A 25,269-nucleotide genomic window follows, 5' to 3' on the forward strand; every position below is an offset into this window, starting at 1 on the left:
AAAGACAAAAAGCCTTCGTGAGAAGGCTTTTTAAGAGGTCTTAATAGAAGGTAATTTAATCTTTAAATTCCTTCTTTGGAGTATCATTAGGCAATTGGGTATACCCCATGTTATAAAGGGTAAATCCAAAGATATCTGCATACTGCTCGATCGTTTTGCTTACCGGTGTACCGGCGCCATGACCTGCATTGGTTTCAATTCTTATGAGTACAGGATCTTCTCCTGCATGCTTCTCCTGCAGCTCGGCAGCAAACTTAAAGGAATGTGCAGGAACTACCCGGTCATCATGATCTCCTGTTGTGACTAGCGTTGAAGGATAATCTACACCTTTCTTTACATTGTGAACAGGAGAATAGCCTTTAATGTAGTTGAACATTTCCTCACTTTCTTCAGATGTACCATAGTCATATGCCCAGCCAGCTCCGGCAGTAAAGGTGTGGTAGCGCAGCATGTCCAGTACTCCCACCGCAGGTAAAGCTACTTTCATAAGGTCTGGGCGCTGGGTCATGGTCGCTCCCACTAAAAGTCCGCCGTTTGAACCTCCTCGAATCGCGAGGTAATCTGATGAGGTGTATTTGTTTTCAATTAGATACTCGGCTGCGGCGATGAAATCATCAAACACGTTTTGTTTCTGCAGTTTTGTACCTGCATCATGCCATTCTTTTCCATATTCTCCGCCTCCGCGAAGATTGGGTACTGCATAGATCCCTCCCTGTTCCATCCACACAGCATTTGCTATGCTGAAACCAGGAGTAAGGCTAATATTGAAGCCGCCATATCCATAGAGGATCGTTGGATTCTTGCCATCTTTCTTTAATCCTTTCTTATAGGTGATGATCATAGGCACCTTAGTTCCATCCTTGGAGGTGTAAAATACCTGTTCACTGGTGTAATCATCTGGATTAAAATCTACCTGCGGACGGTTATACAGTTCAGAAACTCCGGTCTCAACATCGTATTTGTAGATGCTGCCTGGGGTCACATAATTTGTAAAGCTGTAATACAACTCCTTTTCCTCCTTTTCGCCTCCAAAACCGCCTACAGTTCCTATTCCGGGCAATTCTATCTCTCTAACAAGCTTACCTTGATAATCGTACTGTTTCACATCAGAAACCGCATCTTTCATATATTTTGCGAAAATATAACCTCCACCGGTTGAAGGACTCAGTACGTTTTCGGTTTCGGGAATGAGGTCTTTCCAGTTCTCTGGTGTTGGATTGGCAGCATCAACAGTTACTATTCTCCTGTTGGGAGCATCAAGGTTTGTGACAATGAACAACTTGCTTCCCTGATTGTCGATAACATAGCTCTCATTATTTTCATGACCAACTATGGTGTCAATGGTTGGGTTTGCTTTGCTCAAGTCCATCATGAACAGTTTTCCTCCCGAAGTGGAAGTATTAGCCGAAATGAACAGAAATCGGTTATCTTCAGATACGTTTCCGCCTACATAACGATGCTTTTGTTCGGGAGTTGCCCCAAAAATTATTTTGTCCTGCTGCTGCGGAGTACCGAGTTTATGGTAGTAAAGTTTATGCTGATCTGTCTTTGCTGAAAGTTCGCTGCCTTGCGGCTTGTCATAACTGGAATAATAAAAACCTTCATTTCCTTTCCAGGACACTCCGCTAAACTTTACATCTATAAGGGTATCTTCTTTGATCTCCCTGGTTTCGGCATCTATAATGATGATCTTTCTCCAGTCACTTCCGCCTTCAGAAATACTATAGGCCAGCGTTTTTCCATCTTCAGAAAAGCTCATGCCGGCGAGAGAAGTGGTGCCATCTTCACTGAATTTATTGGGATCAAGAAAAACTTCGGGAGTGGCAGTTTCAGATTTTTTACGATAGATCACACTTTGATTCTGAAGTCCGTCGTTCTTGCTGAAATAGATCCAGTCTCCCTCTTTATTTGGGGCGCTGATCTTCTCATAATTCCAAAGCTCTGTTAGTCGCTCCTTAAGAGCCTCCCGAAATGGAATTTTTTCCAGGTAACCGAAGGTTACGTTGTTCTGGGCTTTAACCCATGATTCGGTCTCTTTACTACGATCATCTTCCAGCCAGCGATAAGGATCTTTAACTTCAGTTCCAAAATAAGTGTCTACAGTCTGTCCTTTTTTAGTTTCAGGATAATCCAAAGTGCTGCTGGGTTTTTTGGCATTGTTGCTGTCCTGGCCAAAGCTATTTGCGCAAAGGAGGGAAGCGATAATGGCGTTCATAACTATTTTCTTCATAATCTTGTTTTAAGGGAAAGCCCTAAATGTAGCTAATTTCAGATATATAAAACAATAAGGCTGTACCTATAGTACAGCCTTTATAAGAGGTTCCAAAAATGACATTTTTGAGACCTATTCTAAACAAGGTTTTTTTCAACCAAATACTCTGCGATCTGGATAGCGTTGGTGGCGGCACCTTTCCGAAGATTGTCTGCCACGATCCACATATTGAGAGAATTGGGCTGAGAAAGATCTCTTCTTATGCGACCCACAAACACATCGTCCCTGCCTTCGGCATAAATTGGCATAGGATAGGTATTTACATCTGTGTTATCCTGCACGGTAACTCCCGGAAATTTACTGAGCACGTTGCGTACCTCTGAAATCTCGAAATCATTTTCGAAAGTCACATTTACAGATTCACTGTGACCTCCTACAACTGGGATTCTAATAGCCGTTGCAGTGACATGAACAGTATCGTCTTTTAAGATCTTCTTGGTCTCGTTGGTGAGCTTCATCTCTTCCTTAGTGTAGCCATTGGCCTCAAAGACGTCACATTGCGGAATTGCATTTCGATGAATGGGATATGGATAAGCCATTTCCCCTTTTTCTCCCTTGTATTCATTTTCCAGTTGTTGCACCGCCTTCACCCCGGTACCGGTGATGGATTGATAGGTTGAAACCACCACTCGCTGAATTTTATATTTTTCATGAAGAGGAGCAAGGGCCATGACCATTTGAATTGTGGAGCAGTTAGGATTAGCAATGATCTTGTCCTGAGCTGTTATTTCTGAAGCATTGATCTCAGGTACCACAAGTTTCTTATCTGGATGCATTCTCCAGGCCGAGGAGTTGTCGATCACCGTTGTACCTGCTGCGGCAAACTTGGGTGCCCATTCCAAAGAGGTTTCTCCCCCCGCTGAAAATAACGCTATCTCGGGTTTTAAATTTACCGCCTCTTCCAATCCTATTACCTCGTATTCCTTATCATTGAAAGTGATCTTGGACCCTACAGATCTTTCTGAAGCTACTGGTAACAACTCTGTTACCGGAAAATTCCTTTCTGCTAGTACTTTTAACATCACCTGTCCCACCATTCCGGTAGCACCAACTACTGCTATTTTCATTTTTTAAAATTTTTAGGCGTTACAGGCTCTAGCGGTTAAAAAAACTACTTCTCCTGCACTGACAATTTTTACAGTGCAAAGGTATTGTACTACACCTAATTAAAAGAATGAGAAAAAAGAATTTCTATGTCTTTTCACTTTTTATAACCACTTTTCACAGATTGTTAAAAATGTAGAGAGTTTAAAAAAAGACCTCCGCTTTTGGCGGAGGTTTTGGGTTTGGGTATGTAGCGTAGCGGTTACTACGTGTTGTTCATTTTTACTTCTGCAAATATAGAGCTTTAAAAAATCTTATTCTGTCGCCATTATAGAAGAGCTTAAAAATGTCATTTTTGGATATCAAGCCAAGAGAGTACAAGCGATAGCCATCAATCCAGGTTCTGTAAACAAAGACATAGCTAAAGAGAAGGATCAATGCGAGGTTGGGGTCCAGGCTCTTCCAGAAGTACAGAAGCAAAATAAGTGGTGCAAGAAAACAGAAATAATAAAAGTATATATTTCTCATGCTTAGACTTTCCCTTTGTTCTGTCTTTTCAACTCATCACGAATTTCAGTAAGTAGTTCCTCCTGGGTCGGCCCTTTTGGTGTAGTAACTGCCGGGGCGGCTTTTTTGGTTTTGGTTCTTTCATAGGCACGCAGCACGAGGAAAATGAAGAAAGCCACGATAATGAAATATATAATGGCCTGGATGAGGTTACCATAGGTAAGTACGGCGGCTTCAGCTTCTTTTGCGGCTTCAAGGGTTTCATATTCGTTACCGTCAAGAGAAATGAACTTCTGAGAGAAATCTACTCCGCCGGTGACCACTCCAATGAGCGGCATAATAATATCGGCGACGACAGATGATACGATCTTGTTAAAAGCGGCTCCTACAACTACTGCAGTTGCCAGAGCAATGATGTCTCCTTTCATTAGAAAGGCTTTGAAATCTTTAAAAAAGGTCATGGTTTGGTTGATTTTTATAGGTTATGTAGTAAAAATAGCATTAATTATTAACTAATATCCTTTTTACTCGTTGTGAGATGCCTGTTATAAGTTCGTAAGAAATGGTATTTCCCTTTGCTGCAAATTCTACTGCATGTTGCGGGCCGCCAAAAACGATCACTTCATCTCCTTCTGCGCAATCAATTCCGGTAATATCAACCATGATCATATCCATACATACATTCCCAATTATAGGAGCGTATTGGCCATTGATGAAAACACCTGCACGGCCGTTTCCATATTGCCTGTTGATCCCATCGGCATGGCCTAAAGGGAGCGTAGCAGTTTTAGTGGGTTTGCTCGCCTTGAAAGCCCTGTTATATCCCAGGGTTTCTCCTTTTTCCATTTGGTGAATTTGGGAGACGATGGTCTTTAAAGTTGCGATAGGCTTCAATTTTTCATCTTCTGGCTTATCATTTCCGAAGCCATAAAGGCCTATCCCACTGCGTACCATATCGAAATGGGCTTTAGGATAATTAATAATGCCCGAGGTATTGCAAATATGCAGAAATGGCCTGTAACCCAGTTCATCATAGAGTTTGATGGCAATTCTTCTAAAGGTATGGATCTGCATCAAAGTGAACTCTCGCTCTCGCCAGTCTTCGCTCGCCGCGAGATGCGAAAAGAACGAAGTGGCTTTAACTGCTTCGCTGCCTTTAAGCAGATCCCGAACGATGCCGGTCTCTTTTTCTGCAAAACCCAGCCTGTTTAGGCCAGTGTTGAATTTAATGTGAACGGGATAATTTTTTTGACCTTGTTTTTCGGCTGTTTGGATGAATTCTCTAAGAACAAATTCACTATAAAGGCTGGGTTCGAGGCAGTGGTCAATTATAGCTTTAAAATTAGAAGATTGCGGGTGTAATACCAGGATTGGAGTTTCTATACCTGCCTCCCGTAGTGCAACTCCTTCATTGGTGTAAGCAACCGCAAAATAATCGGCCCCCAGCTCGGTGAGTTTGTGGGCGATTCCCGCGACGTCACTACCATAGCCAAAGGCTTTTACTACAGCCATTAGCTTCACATCCTTATCTAATTTTGAACGCAGGTAATTGTAGTTATGGGTAAGGGCATTAAGATCAATTTCAAGTACGGTCTCCCTGGCTTTCGGCATGTTCACTTCTTTTGTTATCTTTTATTTCTTCGGGTTCCTTGACCTCAAATCCTTTTAGTTTTTCTCTTAAGCGAGCCTTGTAGAAAGCGCCCCTGCTCAAAGGCTCATATTCTTCTGTCTCGCCCAGCATCACAAGGTCTTCATTAGAGGTTTTACGATAGCTGTATTGTGCAAGATTTCCTGTGCGAGTGCAAACCGCATGAACCTTAGTTACATATTCGGCAGTGGCCATGAGATTTGGCATTGGCCCAAAGGGGTTGCCTTTAAAATCCATATCAAGACCCGCGACAATTACACGCACACCCCGGTTTGCAAGATCATTGCAAACGGAAACAATTTCGTCATCAAAAAACTGGGCTTCATCAATGCCCACCACATCGCAATCATCTGCCAGTAATCTTATATTGGCAGCTGCGGGAACCGGGGTGGATCTAATTTCATTGGAATCATGAGAAATGACCATTTCTTCATCATACCTGGTGTCTATAGCTGGTTTGAAGATCTCAACCTTTTGTTTGGCAAATTTGGCACGTTTGAGCCTGCGAATAAGCTCTTCGGTCTTTCCCGAGAACATCGACCCGCATATAACTTCAATCCACCCAAATTGCTCCTTATGATTTACAGTATTTTCGAGAAACATTTTGTATTTTTCAAGACCAAAAAGCGAACTTCGCTTTTTTATAAAGGTGACACAAATTTATCAAAAATACAACCGCATTTAATTTGCAGGCATGAAAGTTATGAAAAAGCAATTGAAAGAGGAACTAGTAGAATTAGCTGAAAAAATCACCCTTTTGAAGGACCAGGAGCAGGTCTCGACAGGCGAATTAAAGGAGCTGGCCAAAAGGTTGTACGAGAAGCTCACAGTCTATAATTTTACTGAATCTCACCTCTTTACTGCTGCGGAACAAAGACAACAGGAACTTGTGAAAACGGCGCAAAAAGTGGAGGCGCCTTCGGTTAAAAAGCAGGAGCCAAAAATAGCTGAAAAAAAGCCGGTTCCCGTTCAACAGGAAGTTCAGGAAAATGAGGAGGAGGAATACAATCCAACCGGTCTGGAATACAACTCAGAAGATATTACCGAACCCAATACAGAAAAGATCAAGGACATTGTAGCTCAAATGCCTCCCGAAACTCAGCAGATCGACGATCTCTTTGCACAGGCCGAATCCCGAAACTACAAGAAAAACGATATGAGGGATCTGGGCGGGATTCACTATGACAACCTCCCCCAGTTCGAGCCGGTAAGTAAATCGGGCAGCTCCCAAGACAGGCCAAAATCTGTCAATGACAGGTTAAAAAAAGGTATAAATATAGGTTTAAATGACAGGCTTGCTTTTGTTAAGCATCTCTTTGATGGCAGTACATCCGATTATAACAGAGTGCTCTCTCAGTTAAACACCATCAAGAACAAGGAAGAGGCATTCAACTTTGTGGCCAATATGGTGAAACCAGATTACAATAACTGGGAAGGAAAAGAAGATTACGAAAGCAGATTCCTGGCGATTATAGAAAATAAATTCGAGTAGCAACCAGTATGGCTAAACTTTATCTGGTTCCCACTCCCATTGGAAATCTTGAAGACATTACCCTAAGGGCTATAAAGGTTTTAAAGGAAGCTGATCTTATTCTGGCTGAAGATACACGTAACAGTGGCAAGCTTCTGAAGCATTTCGAGATCAATACTCCCATGCAGAGCCATCATATGCACAACGAGCATCGCACGGTTGAAAATATAGTACGGCAAATCCAGAACGGAAAAACCATAGCATTGATAAGTGATGCGGGAACTCCCGCCATCAGTGATCCAGGATTCTTATTGACCCGAGCCTGTGTCGAGGCGGGAGTTGAGGTAGACTGCCTGCCAGGAGCGACGGCCTTTGTACCGGCGCTGGTAAACAGTGGTCTGCCCAATGACAAATTTGTGTTTGAAGGCTTTTTGCCCGTAAGAAAAGGTAGGCAAACGCGATTGGAATTGCTCACGCAGGAAACGCGAACGATCATTCTTTATGAATCTCCACACAAGCTTCTAAAAACGCTGGCCCAGATAGCCGAATTTCTGGGTGAAGATCGGCAGGTGTCGGTATCAAGAGAGATAACAAAGTTGCATGAAGAAACCATTCGTGGCACCGCAACCGAGGTACAGTCCTACTACGAAAAGAAACCACCTAAAGGTGAGATCGTGCTGGTAGTCGCAGGAAAGAAATAAGCTATTCTGAAACTTTTATGGTGACATTGGTAATGGTTTCTGAAAAGACTTCAGCCCCATTAGAATCTTCTCTTTTTATCTTTACCTGCTCGGTCCCTGTAAAACCTGGTTCCGGAACATAAATGTAAAAGATGCCACCCTCGCGGTGCTGGATCTCGCTTACCGAATAATTTTTTGCCTGTTGGGCTACGCTGTATCCTCCTTCAATGGGAATGGTCCTGGACAAGAGAAAGGATAAAGTATCGGCTGTAGTAATTGAGAATTCTTCTGAAGATCGTTCAGTTTCAACAGAACTGTCGTTACAGGCTACGGAGCCAAGGATCAAAAGGAGCAGCAGTAATTTCTTCATGGTGATGATTTTTATTAAAGGTAAAGAATTCAGAAAATATAGCTCCAAAAAAGCCATTTTTGAAGCCTCTTGTGAGCGAGAATTTTCCTCAATTTCTCTTTTCGTTAAATATTGTAGGAATGTTTTAAAAGAAAACTATCTGTACTTTTGAAAAAAAATTGACATGCGCTGGACTTTAAAACCCAAACCCGATCCTGAAATTGTCGAGCATCTTCAAGATGTTTTAGGTGTTGAGAAAGCAATAGCTTCTTTACTTGCCCAGCGTAATATCACCAGCTTTGAAGAAGCAAAGAAATTCTTTCGTCCAGATCTGGCCGATCTTCACGATCCTTATTTGATGAAGGACATGGATTTGGCCGTTGCCCGAATAGAACTCGCCCTTCAAAAAGGGGAAAATATTATGGTTTATGGAGATTATGATGTTGATGGAACAACCAGTGTTGCCCTTGTCTCCTCTTATCTTAAAAAGATTTACCCTAACGTTGCGACATATATTCCCGATCGATATGATGAAGGCTACGGAGTTTCTTATAAAGGAATAGACTTCGCGGCAGATAATGATATTAGTCTCATCATTGCCCTCGACTGCGGAATAAAAGCTATTGAAAAAGTAGCTTATGCATCCAAAAAGGGAGTGGATTTTATTATTTGTGACCACCACCGTCCCGGGGCGGGAATTCCGGATGCAGTTGCTGTTCTGGATCCTAAAAGAGCAGATTGTAATTATCCATACAAGGAACTCTGCGGCTGTGGGGTGGGCTTCAAATTGTTACAGGCCTTAAATCAAAAAAGAGGAGAAAGCTTTGATCTGCTTATTCCATACCTTGACCTTGTTGCTACTGCAATTGGGGCAGATATAGTTCCTGTGACCGGAGAAAACAGAATTCTGGCATTTCACGGGCTACAAATGATCAATGCTGCCCCACGTGCCGGATTTAGTGCAATTCTAAAACAGGTAAAAAAGGACTATCTCACCTTAACCGATGTAGTGTTTATTATAGCCCCAAGGATCAATGCTGCCGGCAGAATGAAGCATGGTCTGCACGCGGTTAACCTATTAACCGAAGAGCATGCGGAACAGGCCGAAATTTACGCCGCCGAGATCGAGGAATATAATAAGGATCGCAGAGATAAAGACAAGACTATAACCGAAGAGGCGCTGGCGCAAATCGAGGAACTAAATGAGCAGGAAAGATTAACGACGGTGGTGTACAGGGAAACCTGGCATAAGGGTGTTATTGGCATTGTTGCTTCCCGACTTACGGAGACCTATTACAGGCCCACATTGGTTTTCACGCGTAGCGGAGAAAAACTGGCGGCCTCGGCCAGATCGGTTCAGGGATTTGATGTTTATGACGCCCTGGAGGGCTGTAGTGAATTTATTGAGCAGTTTGGCGGACATAAATATGCAGCTGGACTCACCCTCTTATCTGAGCAGTACGAGAATTTCAAAAGCAAATTCGAAGAAGTGGTTTCAGCGACTATAGATAGAAAGCTGCTAATGCCTGAGATCTCGATTGATGCGCAAATAAACCTAGAGGAGATCACACCCAGGTTTTTCAGAGTCTTAAAACAGTTTGCTCCTTTCGGGCCCGGCAATATGTCTCCAGTGTTTATGACCACGAACCTGAAAGATAGCGGTTACGCCAAATGTGTAGGTGGCGATGGAAAACATTTAAAGGCGCGATTGTATCAAAAAAAGAATGGAAGGAGTATCGATGCTATTGGTTTTGACCTTGGCCCAAAATGCGACCTTTTGGCCGAGGGAAAAAGAGTGAAGGCAGCCTTCTGCATAGAAGAAAATGAATACAGGGGAAATGTGAGTCTGCAGCTGAAACTTAAAGACATAGAAATTAATTAGATCTCACGTAAAATCGGCCGCCTTGTTGGCGCTTTCTTACAGCCTCATCATTGGTATTGCTGTTCATCAATTTTACCCGTACTTCGTCTAAAAATGTTTCTGATTATGAGATGTTTAACTACATTAGCTAAGCCATAACATAAGTAGGTTAAGTTCATGGTAGATTTGGGGCAAAAAAAGGTGGAGCTATCCACCTTTTTTTATTTCCCATAGTTAAGGTTCAATTTGTTCGACTCCAGGAATTTTATTAGAGCCCTGTCACATCTCGTTACAATTTCGGCATAAAAAAAGCTGCCAGGAAACCGGCAGCTCTTCATAATCAAAAACCTATGCGGAGGTTTTTACTTATTTGTGTTGTGCATATCTTTTAGAAATCTCTTCCCAGTTGATCACATTAAAGAAAGCTTCAATGTAAGCTGGACGTTGGTTCTGGTATTTCAAATAGTAAGCATGTTCCCATACATCCATTCCAAGGATCGGGTAACCTCCACACCCAATGCCTGGCATTAGGGGATTGTCCTGGTTAGCAGAGGAACAAACTTCAAGCTTCCCGCCTTCCTGTACACACAACCAGGCCCATCCTGAACCAAATTGTGTAGCTCCAGCTTTTGCAAATTCTTCCTTGAAGGCTTCAAAGGAGCCGAAATCTCTGTCAATGGCCGAAGAAAGATCTCCTTCGGGTTTACCACCACCGTTAGGGCCCATAATTTCCCAGAAGAGGTTATGGTTAAAATATCCTCCTCCATTATTTCGAACAGCTTTGTTTTCCATATCGAGGTTATTGAGAATGTTCTCGATATTTTTTCCCTCCAGGTCTGTTCCTTTGATGGCATCATTTAATTTGCTTGTATAGCCGGCATGATGTTTATCGTGATGAATCTCCATTGTTTTTGCGTCAATATGAGGCTCCAATGCATCAAATGCGTATTTCAGTTTCGGTAATTCGAAAGCCATAGTTTTATCGTTTTTAATTTTAAAATCTGTCAACCTCAAAAATATACATAAAGAGATGTAATTGAAATTATAAAATGTTATAAAATCCTTAAAGCTTTAGCTTTATTCTAAATTTAAATATTAGTTATGTCTGAAAATTCCTCAAGTCGTTGAATTATAATTAAATAATCTATAGACATCGGAAGAGCTCTCAGGAGATTAAACAGCATTTCTTACATTAGTGAAAAAAATAATTGAAGCAGTCCAACACTTTTACCATTTACAATGCTTCCGCAGGCTCGGGTAAAACCTATACCCTCGTTAAAGAATACCTATTACTCCTGCTAAAGTCACCAAAAAATGACAGCTACAAAAATATTCTGGCCATTACTTTCACCAACAAGGCCGTAGCCGAAATGAAGTCGCGCATTGTGGCAGGATTACATGCTCTGGCTCAAAAAGATCCTTCCGAAGCAGATAAGAAATTTAAAAAAGATATAGCTCTTTCGGCAGGAATGTCTGTAGATGTGGTTCAGGAAAAGAGCAGCAATATCTTGAAGAACATCATTCACAATTATGCGGCTTTTGAAGTTTCAACTATTGATGGATTTACGCATCGCGTGCTGCGCACTTTTGCCAAAGATCTTGGACTGCCTCTTAATTTTGAAGTGGAATTGCGCACAGATGATGTGCTTAATGAAGCTGTAGACCGCCTCATTAGTAAAGCGGGCAGAGATAAGGAAATTACTCGCGTGCTTGTCAACTTTGTACTTTCTAAAACAGATGAAGACAAAAGCTGGGATATTGCCCGAGATCTTTTCGCAATAGCAAAGCTGCTTACCCAGGAAGTAAGCCGGGATTTTCTGGACATGCTAAAGAAGAACGAGCTTTCAGATTTTGAAAACCTGCGGAAGGAAGTAAGATTACAGCAGGAAAAGTTGCAAAATGAATTGCAAGCATTAGCTGCAGATTTCTTTTCTCTTATCGAAAATAACGGAATTGAAAGTGGGGACTTCAAAGGAGGTTACTGTCCTAAGTTTTTCCTGAAGCTTCAAAAAGGGGATTTTAACCCACCCTTGTCTGCAGTTTGGCAACAGGATCTTTCAGAAAAAGCCCTTTATGCCAATAAGCTTGCTTCAGATAAAAAGCAGATCCTGGACACATTACAACCCAGGGTTGTGGAATATTTTTCGGTTGCAAAAAGAGGAATTACCAGCCTGCAATTCCTGGAGGCAGTCGAAAAGAACCTTGTTCCTTTATCTTTATTAAGTGCAATTCAGGATCAGATCGAGGAGATCAAAAAAGAAAATTCGATCGTATTGATCTCAGAATTCAATGCTACAATTGGCAAAGCGGTAAAGGACCAGCCGGCGCCATTTATTTATGAACGGCTTGGAGATCGTTATCGCCATTATTTTATAGATGAATTTCAGGACACTTCTCAACTTCAATGGGAGAATCTGGTGCCTTTGGTCAACAATACCCTCTCTGAGGAACATCCAGGCGGAGAACATGGAAGTCTAACTCTAGTGGGAGATGCGAAGCAGTCGATTTACCGCTGGCGCGGTGGTAAAGCAGAACAGTTTATGGAGCTGTGTCAAAAAAGGCATCCCTTTAGTATCGAAAAATCTGAGGTGATCGTGCTGCCTAATAATTATCGCAGTGCCAGGAATATCGTAAACTTCAATAATGAGTTTTTCAAATTTGCATCAGATCGTTTTCTTGATGAATCGCACCGAGATCTTTTTCTAAAAAGCGGGCAGGGTGTTATTAGTGAGAAAGGAGGCTATGTCAATATTTCCTTTATTGAGGCAGAAAATGCTTCCGAAGAGATGGAGGTCTACCCCTCGAGAGTGCTCGAGATCATCAACAGTCTTAAAGAAAAGGAACGGCCACTGGCAGATGTTTGCATTCTCACTCGCACAAGAAGGGAAAGCATTGCCGTTGCAAATTTCCTTAGTGAAAATGAGGTTCCGGTGATCTCGGCAGAGAGCCTGCTGGTTAACAGGTCGCCAAAAGTGGCATTTATTAATGCTGTTTTACAGTACTGTCTGGATACTGCCGATAAGACCCTGAAATATGAGATCCTCGATTATCTCCTGGCTGAGCGTGTGCAAATAGAAAATGAGTTTAATTTTCTTGAGCAGCAACTTGATCTAGAGGGGCAGGAGTTTTTTGAACCTCTAAAGGAGCATGGTATGGAATTCTCTTTAGAGACGGCAATTTCTCTATCTGTTTATGAAGCTGCGGAATATATTATAAGGTCATTTAATCTGCAGTCTGCCTCAGACGCTTACCTGCAATTTTATCTGGATTTTGTTTATGAAATTGCAAATTCGGAAGGTGCCGGGATCTTTGAATTTCTCGAAGTATGGGAGAGAAAGAAGGAAGAACTAAGTATTGTTGTGCCCCAGGGAGAGGATGCAGTACAGATCATGACCATTCACAAGGCAAAAGGCCTGGAGTTTCCTGTGGTCATCTATCCCTTTGCTAATGGAAAACTTACCGATACCGCGAGAGAAAGTTTTTGGCTTCATTTGCCCGAAGAGTGGAATTCTAACGTGAGTGTAGCCTACTTAGGAGCAGCCGAAAAAATGAAAGAATGGGATGGCCAGGCTCCCGAAATCTACCACGAACTCTGTTGTAATAGTCAGCTGGACGCGCTAAATGTGCTGTACGTGGCTATGACCAGGCCAGAGCAACAGCTTTATGTCATCTCGAAACTGGAGCTGGACAAGAAAGGCAATGAAAACAGCAATCGTTTCTCCGGATTACTTATCTCTTATCTGCGAAGTATTGGCAGGTGGGATGGGAGCACGAGTTATGAATTCGGCGACATCGATGAATGGAAACCTGCAGATGTTGAAAATCGCATTTCCCTGCAGCAGGAGCATTTTTTCTCTTCCCCTACGCAGCGTAACGGCATTTCTATTATCACACGTTCAGGGTTGATGTGGAATTCCAGGCAGCAGGAGGCCATTGAGAAAGGTCAACTCATTCACGATCTTTTTGCTGAAATTAATACCGGAGCAGATGTGGAACGGGTACTTGAAAATGGCAAAAATGAAGGTCGTTTTTCCCGCGAAGCCGAAAGCAGCATTAAGAATGCAGTTAATGAAGTGATTACACACCCAGAACTAAGGGAGTACTTCGTAGCAGGAGCAGTGAACATTAACGAACGGGATATCATTACTGAAAACGGACTACTGCTGCGTCCCGACAGGCTGAACTTCAATGGGAATAAGGCCACCATCATTGACTATAAAACAGGGGCAGTGAATCCCGCACATAAAAACCAGATCATCGAGTATGGGGAGGTCTTGGAAGGGATGGATTATGAGGTGGATAAAAGAATTCTCGTTTATATAAATGAGGAGATCTCAATATGTGTTGTATAAAAGAAATGTAATTTTGTAAAAAACCAGATTATGTACGGATCAATAAAGGAGTATTTAAAAGAAGAAATAGCACAAATAAAAGAAGAGGGACTTTATAAAAGGGAAAGAGTGATCACTTCTCCCCAAGGAGCAGATATTACCATTGAAGGTGGGAAACAGGTGATCAATTTTTGCGCGAACAATTACCTGGGCCTGTCCTCTCATCCCGACGTGATACAGGCAGCAAAAGATACCATGGATACCCACGGTTTTGGAATGTCTAGTGTACGTTTTATTTGTGGAACTCAGGATATTCACAAGGAACTGGAACAAAAGATTGCCGATTTTTATCAAACTGAGGACACTATTCTTTATGCTGCAGCTTTTGATGCAAACGGGGGAGTTTTTGAGCCCTTGCTGTCAAAAGAAGATGCTATAATTTCAGATTCTCTGAACCACGCGTCCATTATAGACGGGGTGCGGCTTTGTAAGGCTGCAAGATACAGGTATGAGAATAGCAATATGGACGAGCTTGAGGCTCAGCTAAAGCAGGCGAATGCGGATGGAGCTAGATTTAAACTCATTGTGACAGACGGTGTATTTTCCATGGATGGACTGGTGGCGCCTTTAGATAAAATATGTGACCTGGCCGATAAATATGATGCCATGGTTATGATCGATGAAGCTCATGCTGCAGGGTTTATTGGGGAAAACGGAATTGGAACCCTGGAAGAAAAAAATGTCCTGGGTCGTATTGATATCATTACCGGCACCCTGGGAAAGGCCCTGGGTGGTGCAATGGGTGGATATACAACCGGAAAAAAAGAGATTATTGAAATGTTGCGCCAGCGTTCAAGACCTTATCTGTTTTCTAACTCCCTGGCTCCTGCCATAGTTGGAGCATCTATTAAAGTCTTTGACATACTGTCTAATGATGATAGCCTGCGCAACCGTTTGAAGGAGAACACCAGCTACTTCAAAAAAGGAATTAAAGAAGCAGGATTTGATATCATTGATGGTGATGCTGCAATCGTTCCGGTGATGTTGTACGATGCAAAGCTTTCTCAGGATATGGCCGACAGGTTACTGGAAGAGGGAATCTATGTGATAGGTTTCTTTTATCCGGTAGTGCCAAAAGGTAAGGCCAGAATAAGGGTTCAACTCTCTGCTGCCCATACCCGCGAGCACCTGGATAAGGCCATTGCTGCATTCATAAAGGTTGGGAAAGAACTCAAAGTGATCTAAAAGATCGAATTATACATACAGGAAAGCCTTTCTCCCAGAAAGGCTTTCTTTTTTTAATTAAAAAAGGAATCTGGACCTTAAAATCCGGTAAAGACTTCAATTACAGGTAAATCTGCACATATTTTACCGATCTTATTTATTAAAATTTTATAATTTTCTCAAAAAATAATGCTTTAAAATCCCTTGAAGCGCGCAATATGCCCGGCTTAATTAAGAAAACTTTATTAATTTAAGCTTTGCTAATACTGAATATCAATCTACTTTTGTTTCTGCTAACTAATTAAAATTAAACTCTTCAATATGAAACATCTAAGCAGATTTTTATTGGCTTCATTGTGTTTTCTAAGCTTGAGCACTATGCAGGCGCAGGATAACAATAATCCTTGGGCCCTAGGTTTAGGAATTAACGCGGTAGATTTTTATCCTACCGGAGAAGATGCACCTTTGGGTGGTTATTTCGATGAATTCTTTAACACTGGTGATCACTGGAACGTGCTACCTGGGTTATCAAGAATTTCACTTGCCCGTAATGTAGGTGCAGGCTTTTACTTTGAGGCAGCAGGTTCTGTTAACCAGCTGAGCAAGTTTGGAGACATGGGAACAGATAACCTGATGTATTATGCACTGGATGGTACCTTTAACTACAGCTTCAGAAATGATGCTAATGCAGGATGGTTTGATCCTATCCTTGGTGCCGGGGGTGGATATACCTGGATCGATGATCAGGGATTTGGAACTTTAGACGGTACAGCGGGAATCAATTTCTGGTTGTCAGATAACCTGGCCTTGACCGTACAGACTGTTTACAAGCACGCTTTTGATGATAATTTCGATTCTCATTTTCAGCATGTAGCAGGTATAAAATTTGCCATGGGTGGTAAAGATACAGACGGCGACGGCATCTATGATAAAGATGACGAGTGTCCTGAAGTTGCCGGTTTGGCACAATTCAATGGATGTCCTGACTCTGATGGTGACGGGATCGAAGACAGAATGGACGAATGTCCTAACGATGCTGGTTTAGCTCAGTTCAACGGCTGTCCCGACACAGATGGAGATGGCGTTTCTGATAACAATGATGAATGTCCTACTGTAGCTGGTCTTCCTGAAATGAACGGATGTCCTGATGCTGATGGTGACGGAATTAGAGATGGTGACGATGAGTGTCCAAATGAAGCCGGTCCAAAAGAAAACAACGGTTGTCCTTGGGAAGATCAGGATAATGACGGAGTTCTTGATAAAGATGACGAATGTCCTGAAGTTGCAGGTACTGCAGCCAACAATGGATGTCCAGAACCTACAGTTGAGGTGATCGAGGAACTAAATGAATATTCCAGAACAATCCTTTTCGATCTTGATAAAGCAACTATTCGCTCTGAATCTGAGGAGACGCTACAGGCTATAGCCGATATCATGAAGGAGTACTCTAACACAACCTTCCACATTGAAGGACATACAGATAGTACAGGTAGTGATGCTTATAACCTTAAACTTTCAAAAGAAAGAGCTGCTTCAGTAAGAGATTTCCTTATCAATGCGGGAATCCCATCTGCAAGGCTTACTTCTGAAGGATATGGTGAAAGTCAGCCAATTGCTTCTAACAACACCTCAAAAGGTAGACAGCAAAACAGACGTGTAGAAATTTCTTTGGAAAAAGAAGGAGATACAAGTTCTGAACAAGGAGAAGATCAAACAGAACAGGATACTACAGGAATGTAGTAGTTGTAAATAATCTTTTACGAAAAACGCTCCGATTCCTCGGGGCGTTTTTTATTTTTAAGGCATGACACCATTTATTGATGAGGTTCTAAAGGATCTACTTTCCAGGAAAGCCTCGATTTCAGATTTCACTTTTATTCTCCCCAGCAAAAGAGCAGGATCTTTTCTTATTAACCGGCTGGCAAAGCTTTCCGGAGCGCCCATGTTTGCACCAAAGGTGATGAGCATTGAAGATTTTGCACAGGAGATCACCGGTTTAAAAAGCATAGACAACTTAACTACTCTTTTCGAATTCTATACGGCTTATTGCGCCTGCACCGCAAAGGAACAGACAGAAGATTTTGACACCTTTTCGACCTGGGCACAAACCTTATTACATGATTTTAATGAGATTGATAGGTACCTAATAAATCATCGATCCTTTTTTGGTTACCTGGGGGATATTCAGGAAATGAATCACTGGTATCTTCAGGAAGAAAGGACTGCGCTAATGGAAAACTACCTGCTGTTCTGGAATAAGCTGCCGGAATATTACGAGAAGCTCCAGGAGCAATTAGAAACGAAAGAGAATGCCTATCAGGGGATGGTATATCGTCGCGCTGCTCATCAAATTTCCGCTTACGCAGAAAATGCAAAAGGACCTTTTATATTTATTGGCTTCAATGCCTTGAATCAGGCAGAACAGCATATCTTTCAGACCCTGCTCGCAGCGGGGAAGGCCGAAATTTTCTGGGATATTGATGAGGTGTTCCTGCAGGATGAGAATCACGACGTTTCTCTGTTTTTAAGACAATACCTGAAGTCCTGGCCACATTACGAACAAAACAGCCTTCAAAGAATTTCCACTACTTATAGCGCTCCCAAAAACATTCAGATGAGAGGGATCCCAAAGAATATAGGTCAGGCGAAATATGTTGGAGAATTGCTGTCAAAATTACCGGCAGAAGAGCTGCGTGAAACGGCGGTCGTGTTGGGAGACGAGAACCTCCTTCTGCCAGTTTTGAACTCCCTTCCTCCCAATGTGGACGAAGTAAATATCACCATGGGTTTTGCTTTAAAGAACGCACCCATTTCTTCACTTTTTGAGCAGTTACTGCAAATACAATCTTTACCTGCTACGGGCACCATATATCATAAGGACCTGATGGTCATCTTGAGTCATCCTCTGGTACAAAAAGTAACGGGTGGATATTCAAGAAGGATCTCAGAAAGAATCAGGAAAAATAATCTTGTTTATGTAACTGAAGAAGAACTCATACGAGATTTGCCAGAAAGCAAAAGATCCTTATTCAGGATCTGCTTTGGAAGCTGGAACAATGATCCGCAAACTGCACTTCAAAAGCTTCAGGAACTCGTTTTACTGTTTAAGGAAGAGATGGACAGGGAGGAAGATAAACTTACCCTCGAATTCCTCTATCAGTTGCATTTGCTGCTCAATCAACTCGACACTCTGCTGTCGCAGTATTCCTATGTGAGATCGGTAAAGGTGCTGTACTCACTTTTCAAGGATTTGCTTTCTACAAAGACTGTCGATTTTCGCGGAAAGCCATTTTCGGGATTGCAGGTAATGGGAATGCTGGAGTCACGAGTGCTCGATTTTAAAAATGTCATTTTGACCTCGGTCAATGAAGGTGTTCTTCCGGCAGGTAAGAGTAACAATTCCTTTATTCCTTTTGATCTTAAATGCGCCTATAAACTGCCTACTTATAAAGAGAAAGATGCAGTTTATACCTATCATTTCTACCATCTCCTGCAGCGGGCAGAAAACGTTTATCTGCTCTACAACACAGAGAGTGACGGTCTCAATGCGGGGGAGAAGAGCCGATTTTTACTGCAGCTCGAAATGGAAGCACAACAGCAGCATCGTATTGAGAACCTCACCGTTACTCCTGTGGTACCATCAGTGCCTTCAGCTTTAAAAACAATTGAAAAGACCCCAGAGATCCTTGAAAGAATAAAGGCACGTGCAGCACAAGGTTTTTCTCCTTCCGCATTAACAACTTATATAAGGAATCCGCTGGATTTTTATAAGCAATATGTGCTGGGACTTCAGGAAAGGGAAGAAGTTGAAGAAACTGTAGCCTATAACACACTAGGTAGCGTAGTTCATGACACCCTTGAAACTTTTTACAAAACCTGGCTGCAGCAGGAAGTGAGTCAGGAAGATCTTGATCTGGCATTAAAAGCTACCGATAAAGAGATCGAGAGACAGTTTAAAAAGCATTATACACAGGCACCCCTTGACAGCGGAAAGAATTTATTGATCTATGAAGTTGCCCGACGTTATGTGATCAACTTTTTAAAGCTCGAAAAAGAAAATCTGAAGCTTGGAAACTCCATAAAGATCCTGAAGGTTGAGGAAAAGCTGAAGATCTCCTTAGAAATTGAAGAATTAGCCTTCCCTGTCCATCTCAAAGGAACGGTAGACCGGGTAGATCTGTTCAACGATAAGCTTCGTATCATCGATTACAAAACCGGCAAGGTCGATCAATCTAAGGTAGAGGTTGTTGCATGGGAGGAGATCACCTCAGATTACGATAAGTATAGCAAACCTTTTCAGATCCTCACCTATGCTTTAATGATGAATGAGCAGGAATCACTTCCAGAAACTGCTGAAGCCGGGATCATCTCATTTAAGAATTTACAGGGAGGATTTCTGAAGTTCTGTAAAAAAGACAAAAAAGGGAATGCTGCTAAAAAAGATACAGAGATAACTCCCGCCACAATTGAGGCCTTCAAAGAACAGCTTAAAAAGCTTATTTTAGAGATCTGTGATCCTGAAATTCCTTTTGCGGAAAAAGAACTAAAGCAAAATACATGGTAGTTAAACAAGAGAAAAACATAAGTCTTCAGGGGATGCATGGACGTCCCATCCCAACAGATGTATTTTATACTTCGGAAGGAGCAAATAAGCCAGTTTTGCTTTTTTGCCATGGCTATAAAGGATTTAAAGACTGGGGGGCATGGAATCTCATGGCCGAAGCCTTTGCAAAACAGAACTTTTTATTCGTAAAGTTCAATTTTGCCTTCAATGGCGGAACCCTCGAAGATCCCATAGATTTTCCAGATCTCGATGCTTTTGGAGAGAACACCTACACCAAGGAACTTGACGATCTTAAGGTTTTGATTGACTGGATAAGCAGCGAAGAATTTCCTTATGGTGAACTTGTCGATCTCTCACGCTTCACTCTCATGGGGCACTCGCGAGGTGGCGGAATTGTTGTCATAAAAGCTGCTGAAGACGAGAGAATTCAGAAGTTGATCACTTTGGCTGCTGTTAGTGATTTTGGGGATCGTTTTCCGAAAGGAGAGGAGCTGGAAGCCTGGAAGCAAAAAGGGATTGCCTACATCGAAAATGCACGTACCAAGCAGCAAATGCCGCATCTGTTTGATTTCTATCAAGATTTCGTTCAAAATGAAGAACGGCTCACGATTTCGAGGTCTGCAAAGAAACTTAAAATTCCCGCTCTTATCGTTCACGGCACCCAGGATCCAACAGTAGGTATAGACAATGCTGAAAATCTTAAAGAATGGATAGAAAATTCTGAACTTTTCCTTCTAAAAGGTAGCGATCACGTTTTTGAAGTCTCGCATCCCTGGGAAAAGGATGAACTAACTCCCGCAATGGAGCAGATCGTTGAAAGAGCATCAGGATTCATCAAACAATAAGGTCTCAAAAATGCCATTTTTGGACAGCTTATATTTTAGATCTTACCGGTCTTGGAGACCAGTGAGGTCTTTTTAGTAGTTTTTCAGAAACAAAAAAACCACCGCTATCGCAGTGGTTTTTTGTGGAGAATATCGGAGTCGAACCGATGACCTTTTGGCTGCCAGCCAAACGCTCTAGCCAGCTGAGCTAATCCCCCATTGTGCTGAATGGAATTCAACGAGGCAAATGTATTAAATTTATTTAAATAGGTAAAGGCTTTAAATTCTTTCTATTAAAATTATTTTTGCCTTTGAATCACTTCTTCTATGATCCGAAAAGCCGAACAAAAGGACTTAGCCTCAGTAAAAAATCTCACCGAAGCCTGTGCTGTAAGCATGCAGGAAAAAGGCATTTTTCAGTGGAATGAACACTATCCCTCTCTTGAAAAACTTCAGGAGGACATTGAGAAGGAAGAACTGTTTCTTTTGGAAGAAAATGACGAGTTACAGGGGATAATTGTGCTTACTCCCCACATGGATAAAGAATACATTCCAATTGAATGGCTCACTCCAAAAGACAGCAATAACCTTTATGTGCACCGTCTGGCTACCAATCCGCAGCTATGGGGCAACGGGAATGGCAGAAAACTAATGGATTTTGCCGAAGCCTTTGCGAAAGAAAATGCATATGATTCTGTGCGGCTGGATACCTTCAGTCAGAATCAACGGAACCAGAGATTTTACGAGGCAAGAGGCTACAAGAGGCTCGGGAATATCTATTTTCCGAAGCAAAGCGAGCAGCCTTTCTACTGTTATGAGCTCGTTTTATAAAAAAAAAGGCTGTCTTAAAAACCTGGTTTCCGTCAACCTGAACTTGTTTCAGGTTCTATAGAGTTTGCAAAATCATCTGGACAAGATTCTGAAATAAATTCAGAATGACGCATTTGCTTTTTAAACAGCCTCAAAAATGTCATTTTTGAGGGGTATTACTTACGCCACTCTACTGTTCCGCCTTTAGCCGAATCGACATTGATACGGTAATTCCCATTTCCGGAAACTATCCAGCGCACCTTTACCGATTCCATTCCGGGAATGTTCCTGACCTTAATCTTCTCCGGATTGTGCTTTTGCTCTTCCACCTTATTGAAATCTTCGTCATTCACTACCATCCCAGTAATGACATTGGCCCCCGAAATACTAACATAATCCGGTCTTTCAATATTGTGCTTTAGATCCTGACTCGAATGGGTAGGCATAAGCCTTTCATTATAGATGGTGGCAGTGATCTGCTTTAATCCGCCGCCCAGGTTCTTTTCCTTTACTTCAGTGATACTCAGCTTTGGAGTATGATAGGCGTGGTAGATGGTAAAAGCCATATTCCTGTGGGCATCCTGCTCCAGTAAAAAGCCGGGGTGGGCCCTTCCGAAGTTCTTTTTGAATCCCCCGATCTGGATCTTTCCATATTGTGGATGATCGTATTCTTCCCATGGCACAAATGCATCTCCAAAAGTGAGAAATCTGTCGACTTTTAATTCTTCTTCCTGGTTCCCTCGGCCCTCATTCTTATGGAAATACTGGTAGGAATTCATAAGCTCGTTGGTGTAGGTATAAATACCTCTTCCGCCATAGAACCAGTCGAGTTCGCCCCCAAACACCGAATAAAGATCCTTATAAACCACCAGGTAGCGGTAACCTGGAATCATTTCCTCGCCTTTTTTGCCTATGGCGTCATAGATTTTCACATCTTCGGCATTGTAGGTGTCCTTGTCCTCTTCTGCACCGGGGCCACGCAAGATCATTCCGCCATAGTTATGATAACTTTGAGCTCCGGCAATATTGGGGTGCTCCATCACAAAATTCATAACGCTTCTCGATTCCGGCAGACTGAATGGATATTTATAAGCTCCCCGCTGGATGTAATCTGGCTGCCAGTTCCAGCCCCAGTCACGGTTTGGATCGTAATATCCAATGCCGTCTTCATTGACTTCTCCATCGCCGTCTGTGTCCTTGCCCTCATAACCAAGTATTTCGTATTCGCCTTTTTCTTCAGCTTCAACTCTTATCAATCTTCTTGGATCCTGCGGATCCTTTATATATCGCCCAGTAGGAGATTTTCTTATCATCATGGTGATATCGTTGTCTCCATTGAGATCATCAAACCCGTCTTCTCCTGCCTGCCCATCCTGATCATTATCCAGTACGATCATCCCCGATCTTGGCGAGTGCGGAGTGTTGGGTTTATTCATGTAATTATTGCGTGCATCGGGATTGATCGTGGGATTGATGTAAAAAGTTTTATCCTGAAGCAGCTCTTTAATAAAATCCAACTCATCAAACATTTCTGTAAGGTACCAGGCGGTGTAAAGAGAAAATTCGGCTCCCTGTATTTCATTAGAATGAATATTTCCGTCAATGTACATCGCCGGTTTTTCATCGGGCTCTCCTGTTTTGAAGTCAGATATTGTCAATAAGTAGATGTCTTTGCCTTCAAAGGATTTTCCAATGCTCTCCATTTTTGCGAGATCGGGATGTGCTTTTGCGATATTTTCCATGATCTCCACAATTCCCTCATAGGTATAATACCTGTTCCAGCTCACCTCCACTTTTGGCTTATGAGGCGTACCTATAGCTCGAAAGAATTTTTCCTGTCCCTGAAGGGCGGGGATGCTCAAGAAAAAACTCAGAATTCCCAGAATCGTAATTGTTCTTATATTATTTAAGTTCATCTTTTCTGAAAATTAAAGTTTTACATTAATTGTGGCATATCCTGTATGGGGCGCACCTGCCTTCACGGTAGCTGTACCCTTGCCTTTTACTATCCAGGAGATGGTTTCTTTCTCGTAAGCTCCAAGTTTTCCTGAAAGTTTGATGCTGTTACCAGCAAGAATATCTTCTTTGTCCTTGTCAACCGTTATCTGTAATTTCTGAAGCCATCTCGATCTTTCCCCCATTTCAGAATGAGTAGGCAATGGAGAGTTATTGAAAAGATCTACAGTGATCCTGGTGAGTCCACCGCTTAGCTTTTCTGTTTCCAGGTTGTGGAACTCGAGTTTCGGTTTCATTTCGGCCAGCTTAACTATGAAGTCTGTATGCTGTTGAGCGATGCTATCGATCATTCTGTACGGTGGATTTAGCATTACGAAAGGTTTAATTCCCCCGACTTCAACTTTGCGGTTAGGGAAATCGGGATGCTCTACTTCTGTCCAGTTCACGAAGACATCGTCAATTCCTTCTTTTTCTGCCCAGGCGAGGAAATTGGATTCGGGTGTGATATTGCCCTTTTTGGGACTTAAGGAATCCTGCTCTTCCTGTTTTACTTCCGGCACCCACCATCCCGGAGTACTAAAGCTGAGTCTGCCAAAATGGAAGTAAGCCCACTGGAAGAAATCTCCCCCTTTCCCCTGGTTTTCCTGATTATAAGCTTTTAAATGCACAGTTTCATTGTAGATGTCTGATATCATTTTGTTCAACTCTGCATCCTTTTCTAAAATTGAAGTGACTACACGCTTATCGGCTCCTTGCTTATTGTACTTCAGGGGAGCAGATAAATTATTTTCAGGGGCAAAGGTCACAAAAGCAAAGATGTTCCACCTCTCAAAAAGGAAATCCAGCAAGACACGTGTTTCTTTTTGTGAGACAGGATAATCCCCGGCTAAAGCTTCGAAGACCGGGAATTGATAGGTGAGACTCTTGTTGAAGGCAATTCCTTCAGTAAGATCTTCATTGAACTTTTCATCCTTGTCGTTATCAACACCTTCAGATAGTTTGATATACCTTATTTTTCCTGCAGCATTTGCTCTTTCGGCTTCCACAAGGATCTGCGGATAATCTTCATGAGCGATGTATTTCCCAAGAGGACTTTCAACCCGTATTTGCGTGATCATTCCGTCCCGATTAAGATCTTCATAACCATCTTCTGAAACTTCCCCGTCCCGGTCATGGTCAACCTTTGCGGCGTTACCCCGGCGCTCGAATTTTAACTTGTTGTGGTATTGTGCGTATGCATCCGGGGACATATTCGGAAATACATAAAAGGTCGTAGTCTCCAGAAGATCAGAATGATCTTTCACAAGTTTGCCGGCCACTTGTAAGGCAAGTTCGACACTGAGTACATGGTGACCTTCCACGCCACCGGTTATTGCAATGGCAGGTTTATTTTCAAGATCTCCTTTTCCTATTTGCAAGGTCCAGATATCCTGTCCACCTTCCGTCTTTACCAGCGATATTAGCTTTGCATGGCGGGAGGAGGCTATTTGCTGAAGCTTTTGAGCAACTTCTTTATTCGTAGGGTAATCATCCTGTGCCGTGGCCGGGAGAAATCCGAAGCATACAGCTGCAAGAAGTAATAGCAGGTTGTTTTTCATCTGTTTAAGCAGGTTTTTAAAGCACTTTTAGTAACACCTAAAATGTGCAATTTCTCAAAAATAGAATTTTAATCCCGATGTAAGGGATTTCCTAAGCATTTTTGGGGGCAACTCTCCTGCTTACCTTAAC

19 protein-coding genes and 1 tRNA gene are annotated in these 25,269 nt (G+C 42.3%); 9 read left to right on the plus strand and 11 right to left on the minus strand.

The genetic code is table 11. From position 1 onward, the window contains the following. Positions 1-55 precede the first annotated feature (55 nt). The 6 genes from HC175_RS13045 to HC175_RS13070 all read right to left on the minus strand — a co-directional run bounded on the left by HC175_RS13045 (position 56) and on the right by HC175_RS13070 (position 6,074). Complete coding sequence (locus tag HC175_RS13045; RefSeq protein ID WP_168138948.1) at positions 56-2,230, minus strand: prolyl oligopeptidase family serine peptidase; 2,175 nt, start codon at positions 2,228-2,230, stop codon at positions 56-58. Positions 2,231-2,349: 119 nt separating this feature from the next. Further along, entirely contained in the window at positions 2,350-3,339 is a 990-nt protein-coding gene (locus HC175_RS13050; RefSeq protein WP_168138949.1) for an aspartate-semialdehyde dehydrogenase, read from the minus strand. Between the two features lie 259 nt (positions 3,340-3,598). Next, a complete protein-coding gene (locus HC175_RS13055) occupies positions 3,599-3,844 on the minus strand; it encodes a hypothetical protein (protein ID WP_168138950.1) in 246 nt (81 codons plus the stop codon). A 2-nt stretch (positions 3,845-3,846) separates the two neighbouring features. Further along, on the minus strand, positions 3,847-4,284 hold the full coding sequence (gene mscL, locus HC175_RS13060) for a large-conductance mechanosensitive channel protein MscL (RefSeq protein ID WP_168138951.1): 438 nt from the start codon (positions 4,282-4,284) through the stop codon (positions 3,847-3,849). 40 nt (positions 4,285-4,324) lie between these two features. Further along, positions 4,325-5,434, minus strand: a complete 1,110-nt coding sequence (alr, locus tag HC175_RS13065) for an alanine racemase (RefSeq protein WP_168138952.1) — start codon at positions 5,432-5,434, stop codon at positions 4,325-4,327. Next, positions 5,406-6,074 carry a thymidine kinase gene (locus tag HC175_RS13070; RefSeq protein ID WP_168138953.1) on the minus strand — a complete coding sequence of 223 codons (669 nt, stop codon included), beginning with the start codon at positions 6,072-6,074 and terminating at the stop codon, positions 5,406-5,408. The genes alr and HC175_RS13070 overlap by 29 nt, the downstream gene beginning before the upstream one ends. Before the next feature lie 100 nt (positions 6,075-6,174). Here HC175_RS13070 and HC175_RS13075 point away from each other — a divergent pair, with 100 nt between their 5' ends. Continuing rightward, positions 6,175-6,963, plus strand: coding sequence for a hypothetical protein (locus tag HC175_RS13075; RefSeq protein WP_168138994.1), 789 nt, complete (start codon positions 6,175-6,177; stop codon positions 6,961-6,963). 8 nt (positions 6,964-6,971) lie between these two features. Continuing rightward, complete coding sequence (gene rsmI / locus HC175_RS13080; protein WP_168138954.1) at positions 6,972-7,643, plus strand: 16S rRNA (cytidine(1402)-2'-O)-methyltransferase; 672 nt, start codon at positions 6,972-6,974, stop codon at positions 7,641-7,643. 1 nt (position 7,644) lies between these two features. On the opposite strand, the gene HC175_RS13085 is transcribed toward rsmI, so the two are convergent. Beyond that, positions 7,645-7,992 carry a hypothetical protein gene (locus HC175_RS13085; RefSeq protein ID WP_168138955.1) on the minus strand — a complete coding sequence of 116 codons (348 nt, stop codon included), beginning with the start codon at positions 7,990-7,992 and terminating at the stop codon, positions 7,645-7,647. 163 nt (positions 7,993-8,155) lie between these two features. Between HC175_RS13085 and recJ the strand changes: the two genes are divergently transcribed. Beyond that, entirely contained in the window at positions 8,156-9,853 is a 1,698-nt protein-coding gene (gene recJ, locus HC175_RS13090) for a single-stranded-DNA-specific exonuclease RecJ (RefSeq protein WP_168138956.1), read from the plus strand. Positions 9,854-10,198: 345 nt separating this feature from the next. On the opposite strand, the gene HC175_RS13095 is transcribed toward recJ, so the two are convergent. Beyond that, a complete protein-coding gene (locus HC175_RS13095; RefSeq protein WP_168138957.1) occupies positions 10,199-10,807 on the minus strand; it encodes a superoxide dismutase in 609 nt (202 codons plus the stop codon). Between the two features lie 233 nt (positions 10,808-11,040). Between HC175_RS13095 and HC175_RS13100 the strand changes: the two genes are divergently transcribed. The 5 genes from HC175_RS13100 (at position 11,041) to HC175_RS13120 (ending at position 20,796) form a co-directional block, all read left to right on the plus strand. Beyond that, positions 11,041-14,184, plus strand: a complete 3,144-nt coding sequence (locus HC175_RS13100) for a UvrD-helicase domain-containing protein (RefSeq protein WP_168138958.1) — start codon at positions 11,041-11,043, stop codon at positions 14,182-14,184. A 30-nt stretch (positions 14,185-14,214) separates the two neighbouring features. Then, complete coding sequence (kbl, locus tag HC175_RS13105; RefSeq protein ID WP_168138959.1) at positions 14,215-15,408, plus strand: glycine C-acetyltransferase; 1,194 nt, start codon at positions 14,215-14,217, stop codon at positions 15,406-15,408. Between the two features lie 300 nt (positions 15,409-15,708). Continuing rightward, the gene (locus HC175_RS13110) at positions 15,709-17,127 is read left to right on the plus strand and encodes an OmpA family protein (protein WP_168138960.1); all 1,419 of its coding nucleotides are present in this window, start codon (positions 15,709-15,711) and stop codon (positions 17,125-17,127) included. Positions 17,128-17,191: 64 nt separating this feature from the next. After that, positions 17,192-19,951, plus strand: a complete 2,760-nt coding sequence (locus tag HC175_RS13115; protein WP_168138961.1) for a PD-(D/E)XK nuclease family protein — start codon at positions 17,192-17,194, stop codon at positions 19,949-19,951. After that, a complete protein-coding gene (locus HC175_RS13120) occupies positions 19,945-20,796 on the plus strand; it encodes an alpha/beta hydrolase family protein (RefSeq protein WP_168138962.1) in 852 nt (283 codons plus the stop codon). Before HC175_RS13115 ends, HC175_RS13120 begins: the two co-directional genes overlap by 7 nt. A gap of 123 nt (positions 20,797-20,919) precedes the next feature. Here the strand turns inward: HC175_RS13120 and HC175_RS13125 are convergent. Next, a tRNA-Ala gene (locus HC175_RS13125) sits at positions 20,920-20,993 on the minus strand. Positions 20,994-21,102: 109 nt separating this feature from the next. Between HC175_RS13125 and HC175_RS13130 the strand changes: the two genes are divergently transcribed. Further along, a complete protein-coding gene (locus HC175_RS13130; RefSeq protein ID WP_168138963.1) occupies positions 21,103-21,606 on the plus strand; it encodes a GNAT family N-acetyltransferase in 504 nt (167 codons plus the stop codon). A gap of 155 nt (positions 21,607-21,761) precedes the next feature. Here HC175_RS13130 and HC175_RS13135 read toward each other — a convergent pair whose 3' ends face one another. Next, positions 21,762-23,501: a M14 family metallopeptidase gene (locus HC175_RS13135; protein ID WP_168138964.1), complete on the minus strand. Its 1,740-nt coding sequence runs from the start codon at positions 23,499-23,501 to the stop codon at positions 21,762-21,764. 12 nt (positions 23,502-23,513) lie between these two features. After that, on the minus strand, positions 23,514-25,139 hold the full coding sequence (locus tag HC175_RS13140; RefSeq protein WP_168138965.1) for a M14 family metallopeptidase: 1,626 nt from the start codon (positions 25,137-25,139) through the stop codon (positions 23,514-23,516). Between the last annotated feature and the right edge of the window lie 130 nt (positions 25,140-25,269).

The sequence above is a fragment of the Salinimicrobium oceani genome (genome assembly GCF_012037645.1).

Excerpts from the sequence above, each read along its gene's own strand:
- HC175_RS13045 (WP_168138948.1), bottom strand. The coding sequence starts at position 2,230 with ATGAAGAAAATAGTTATGAACGCCATTATCGCTTCCCTCCTTTGCGCA.
- rsmI (WP_168138954.1), top strand. The coding sequence starts at position 6,972 with ATGGCTAAACTTTATCTGGTTCCCACTCCCATTGGAAATCTTGAAGAC.
- HC175_RS13140 (WP_168138965.1), bottom strand. The coding sequence starts at position 25,139 with ATGAAAAACAACCTGCTATTACTTCTTGCAGCTGTATGCTTCGGATTT.
- HC175_RS13055 (WP_168138950.1), bottom strand. The coding sequence starts at position 3,844 with ATGAGAAATATATACTTTTATTATTTCTGTTTTCTTGCACCACTTATT.
- HC175_RS13050 (WP_168138949.1), bottom strand. The coding sequence starts at position 3,339 with ATGAAAATAGCAGTAGTTGGTGCTACCGGAATGGTGGGACAGGTGATG.
- HC175_RS13110 (WP_168138960.1), top strand. The coding sequence starts at position 15,709 with ATGAAACATCTAAGCAGATTTTTATTGGCTTCATTGTGTTTTCTAAGC.
- HC175_RS13085 (WP_168138955.1), bottom strand. The coding sequence starts at position 7,992 with ATGAAGAAATTACTGCTGCTCCTTTTGATCCTTGGCTCCGTAGCCTGT.
- HC175_RS13075 (WP_168138994.1), top strand. The coding sequence starts at position 6,175 with ATGAAAAAGCAATTGAAAGAGGAACTAGTAGAATTAGCTGAAAAAATC.
- HC175_RS13120 (WP_168138962.1), top strand. The coding sequence starts at position 19,945 with ATGGTAGTTAAACAAGAGAAAAACATAAGTCTTCAGGGGATGCATGGA.
- HC175_RS13130 (WP_168138963.1), top strand. The coding sequence starts at position 21,103 with ATGATCCGAAAAGCCGAACAAAAGGACTTAGCCTCAGTAAAAAATCTC.
- HC175_RS13095 (WP_168138957.1), bottom strand. The coding sequence starts at position 10,807 with ATGGCTTTCGAATTACCGAAACTGAAATACGCATTTGATGCATTGGAG.
- kbl (WP_168138959.1), top strand. The coding sequence starts at position 14,215 with ATGTACGGATCAATAAAGGAGTATTTAAAAGAAGAAATAGCACAAATA.
- mscL (WP_168138951.1), bottom strand. The coding sequence starts at position 4,284 with ATGACCTTTTTTAAAGATTTCAAAGCCTTTCTAATGAAAGGAGACATC.
- HC175_RS13070 (WP_168138953.1), bottom strand. The coding sequence starts at position 6,074 with ATGTTTCTCGAAAATACTGTAAATCATAAGGAGCAATTTGGGTGGATT.
- HC175_RS13135 (WP_168138964.1), bottom strand. The coding sequence starts at position 23,501 with ATGAACTTAAATAATATAAGAACAATTACGATTCTGGGAATTCTGAGT.
- HC175_RS13115 (WP_168138961.1), top strand. The coding sequence starts at position 17,192 with ATGACACCATTTATTGATGAGGTTCTAAAGGATCTACTTTCCAGGAAA.
- recJ (WP_168138956.1), top strand. The coding sequence starts at position 8,156 with ATGCGCTGGACTTTAAAACCCAAACCCGATCCTGAAATTGTCGAGCAT.
- alr (WP_168138952.1), bottom strand. The coding sequence starts at position 5,434 with ATGCCGAAAGCCAGGGAGACCGTACTTGAAATTGATCTTAATGCCCTT.